Here is a 3,356-nt window from a genome sequence, read left to right as displayed (position 1 = left end):
GCCGATTTCACCAAGCAGGTCAACGGCGCGGCGAAGAAGGCCTCGCGTTAATCGAATTCCCGCAGGTCACTGCGGAAATCGCGCTGCGGCAATCCTCCCTCCCCTTTTGTATTCCGCAGCGTTTGTTCAGCCGGATGGCCTCGCCATCCGGCTTTTTTATTGCGCGTGATTTTAGGGGCGCAGTCGGCTAGCCCATTCGCTGCGACACATTGTCGCAAGACGGGCGCAAGTCGCTGCGAGCCTCGTACCAAAGCCGCATTCGTCTTGCGACTGCAAATGACCGCCGGGTATAATCTTGCTGCTCTGCGATATGACGATGCTTCCTCAGGTCCGGAGGCGTCGCGGCCCTCTCGGCATCGCGATCTTGAAGCCGAATCCCATGCGGAACTCCATTGCTCATGGCCGACGCAATGCCGTCCGGATCGTGCTCTTCCAACTCGGCATCGCCGGATTGGTCGGCTTGGGGTTTTGTGCGCAAGGTTGGCAGTCGGGGATGGCGGCCTGGTATGGCGGTGGCGTGATCGCGGTCGGCAACGCGTTGTTTGCGTGGCGTCTGTACGCGGACGGCATCGCAGCGACGCGGCGCATTGCGCGCGCGGTGTATGCCGCGGAAGTTTTGAAGTGGGTCTGGCTGGTGCTCGCGCTGTATCTGGGGCTGGCAGTGTTCGGATTGGCGCCTTTGCCGCTGATCATTGGCGTCCTCGCGGCGCAGGTGGCGTTTTGGGCAGCGGTCGGAATTTTCCGCTGAAGAATTCAACAGCAAGTTTGATCGGGTAGTTTCTCTCCATGTTGCAAGCAGCCGCCGAACACGAATCCTCGTCAGGAAGCATGACCGAGTACATCGTGCATCACCTGCACCATCTGCGCTGGCCGCACGAGGACGGGTTCTGGACGCTGAACATCGACACGCTGTTCTTCACCTTCGTGCTGTCGGCGCTGTTCTGCCTGCTGTTCATCGGCACTGCGCGCCGCGCCAAGGTCGAGAATCCCGGCAAGCTGCAGAGCTTCATCGAAATGGTCGTCGTCTTCGTCGACGGTCTGGTCAAGGAAACCTTCCACGGCACGAGCAAGCTGATCGCGCCGCTCGCGATCACGATCTTCGGCCTCGTGTTCCTGTTCAACTTTCTCGACATGCTGCCGGTCGACATGCTGCCGGCCGCGGGCCACGCCGCCGGCCTCAAGTATCTGCGCATCGTGCCGACGGCCGATCTCAGCACCACGCTCGGCATGGCGCTGTGCGTGTTCCTCTTGATCCAGTACTTCGGCCTCAAGCACAAGGGTCCGAAGGTGTTCTTCGGCGAGATGGTCAGCGCGCCGTTCCATGCGCACGGCCTCGGCGCGAAGATCGCGCTGGCGCCGGCCAATCTGCTGCTGCGCCTGATCGAGGAAGCCGTGCGTCCCGTGTCGCTGTCGCTGCGACTGTTCGGCAACATGTACGCGGGCGAGCTGATTTTCATCCTGATCGCGGTGATGACGCTCGACGCGACGCTCTCGCACTTCTCGACCTATCTGCTCGGCTTCGGCCAGTTCATCGCCGGCTTCCTCTGGACCGCTTTCCATATTCTGGTTATCACCCTGCAGGCCTTCATCTTCATGATGCTGTCGGTCGTGTACCTGAGCATGGCCGCCGAACGGCATTGATTTCTGTACTTTTGCACTTCTCTACTTTTTGACTTTTGATTTAGGAGACCACCATGGAAAATGCAGCACACGTAATGAGCTTCACGCTGATCGCCGCCAGCCTTCTGATCGGCCTTGGCGCTCTCGGCACCGCGATCGGCTTCGCGCTGCTCGGCGGCAAGTTCCTCGAAGGTTCCTCGCGCCAGCCGGAACTGACCCCGATGCTGCAGACCAAGATGTTCATCGTCGCCGGTCTGCTCGACGCGGTGCCGATGATCGGCGTTGCGATCGCGCTGCTGCTGATCTTCGCCAACCCGTTCCTCGGCAGCTTCAGCGTCCTCAAGTAAGCGGCCTACAGGAATTCGGCCGGCGCTCTGCGTCGGCTCGATGGAGTCAGCGATGATCCCCAATATCACTTTTGTCATCCAGGGTCTGGCGTTCTTCGCCGTGGTCTGGCTGGTCATGAAATTCGGTTGGCCGCACATCATGGCGGCGATCGAAGAGCGCCAGCAGAAGATCGCCGAAGGTCTCGCCGCGGCCGACCGCGCCAAGGCGGAACTCAAGGACGCCGACGCACGCGTGGCCGACGAGATCAAGAAGGCGCGCGCGCAGGCCGCCGAGATCGTCGAGAAGGCGCACGGCCAGGCCAACCAGATCGTCGACAAGGCCAAGGCCGATGCGTTGCTCGAAGCGGCGCGGGTCAAGGCCACGGCGCAGACCGAGATCGACGGCATGGTCGGCAAGGCGCGCGAAGCGCTGCGCGGCCAGGTCGCCACGCTCGCGGTGCAGGGCGCCTCGAAGATCATCGGCAAGGAAATCAATGCCGATGCGCACAAGGCCTTGCTCGACCAGCTGGTAGCCGAGATCTGAGCGCATGAGCGAAACCTTGACCTTGGCACGTCCCTACGCGCGTGCGGCCTTCGAAGCTGCGCGCGACGGGAATGCACTGGCGGCGTGGTCGGCGAACCTCGGGTTTGCCGGGCAGGCCGTCGCGGACGCGCGCGTCGGCGCGCTGATCGGCAATCCGCGTCTGAGCAATGATGAACTCGTCGGCCTGCTGCTGCCACCGGGCGAAACCGCGAGCGGCACGTTCGCGAATTTCCTGTCGCTGCTCGCGGACAACCGCCGCCTCACCCTGTTGCCCGAAATCGCCGCGCTGTTCGAGGAACTCAAGCGCGAGTCCGAGCGCGTGCTCAAGGTGACGCTGCGTTCGGCGGCGGAGATTCCGGCGCCGCAGGCCGATGCGATCAAGGTCGCGCTGGCCAAGCGTTTCGGCCGCAGCATCGAACTCGACCAGCACATCGATCCGTCCGTGATCGGCGGTGCCGTGATCGATGCGGGCGATGTCGTGATCGACGGCTCGGTGCGCGGACGCCTGGCGCGTCTGGAACAGACTTTGGCGAATTGACGACCCGGCGGCGTGCGTGCCGCCGGAGCGTCAGAAGTCAGAGATCAAAAGTCGTCGGAGCGCCTGCACGGCTCGCTATCCGATCGACGTTTGATCTTTGACTTTTGACATTAACCAGCAGCGACGTTGCGTTCACCGCGCACGCGCGCAGAGGACTTGAGAAATGGCCACCACGCTTAACCCTTCAGAAATCAGCGAACTGATCAAGAACCGCATCGAGCAGGTCAAGCTCGCCGCGGAAGCGCGCAACGAAGGCACCATCGTCTCGGTGTCCGACGGCATCGTGCGCATCCACGGCCTGGCCGACGTGATGTCGGGCGAAATGATC

At 62.5% G+C, this 3,356-nt stretch carries 6 protein-coding genes and 1 pseudogene; all 7 read left to right on the top strand.

Annotated features, from left to right (window positions below; all coding sequences use genetic code 11):
• Positions 1–191: hypothetical protein (locus VF497_RS01495; protein WP_330885551.1), on the top strand; the 191-nt coding region annotated here is incomplete at its 5' end.
• Between the two features lie 173 nt (positions 192–364).
• The gene (locus tag VF497_RS01490; protein ID WP_330885549.1) at positions 365–748 is read left to right on the top strand and encodes an ATP synthase subunit I; all 384 of its coding nucleotides are present in this window, start codon (positions 365–367) and stop codon (positions 746–748) included.
• A 38-nt stretch (positions 749–786) separates the two neighbouring features.
• The gene (gene atpB / locus VF497_RS01485) at positions 787–1,641 is read left to right on the top strand and encodes a F0F1 ATP synthase subunit A (RefSeq protein ID WP_330885547.1); all 855 of its coding nucleotides are present in this window, start codon (positions 787–789) and stop codon (positions 1,639–1,641) included.
• 53 nt (positions 1,642–1,694) lie between these two features.
• The gene (gene atpE, locus VF497_RS01480) at positions 1,695–1,967 is read left to right on the top strand and encodes a F0F1 ATP synthase subunit C (RefSeq protein WP_026293141.1); all 273 of its coding nucleotides are present in this window, start codon (positions 1,695–1,697) and stop codon (positions 1,965–1,967) included.
• A 52-nt stretch (positions 1,968–2,019) separates the two neighbouring features.
• Positions 2,020–2,490, top strand: a complete 471-nt coding sequence (locus tag VF497_RS01475; protein ID WP_330885544.1) for a F0F1 ATP synthase subunit B — start codon at positions 2,020–2,022, stop codon at positions 2,488–2,490.
• 4 nt (positions 2,491–2,494) lie between these two features.
• Positions 2,495–3,028: a F0F1 ATP synthase subunit delta gene (locus tag VF497_RS01470; protein WP_330885542.1), complete on the top strand. Its 534-nt coding sequence runs from the start codon at positions 2,495–2,497 to the stop codon at positions 3,026–3,028.
• 163 nt (positions 3,029–3,191) lie between these two features.
• Positions 3,192–3,356, top strand: a pseudogene (locus VF497_RS01465) (F0F1 ATP synthase subunit alpha); the annotation flags it as partial.

Source organism: Rudaea sp. (genome assembly GCF_036383415.1).
In the GTDB taxonomy this organism is placed as follows: Bacteria; Pseudomonadota; Gammaproteobacteria; order Xanthomonadales; family Rhodanobacteraceae; genus Rudaea.
Note: the sequence above shows the minus strand (reverse complement) of the source record. Positions and strands in the feature narration are given on the sequence as shown.

Excerpts from the sequence above, each read along its gene's own strand:
- atpB (WP_330885547.1), top strand. The coding sequence starts at position 787 with ATGTTGCAAGCAGCCGCCGAACACGAATCCTCGTCAGGAAGCATGACC.
- VF497_RS01475 (WP_330885544.1), top strand. The coding sequence starts at position 2,020 with ATGATCCCCAATATCACTTTTGTCATCCAGGGTCTGGCGTTCTTCGCC.
- atpE (WP_026293141.1), top strand. The coding sequence starts at position 1,695 with ATGGAAAATGCAGCACACGTAATGAGCTTCACGCTGATCGCCGCCAGC.
- VF497_RS01470 (WP_330885542.1), top strand. The coding sequence starts at position 2,495 with ATGAGCGAAACCTTGACCTTGGCACGTCCCTACGCGCGTGCGGCCTTC.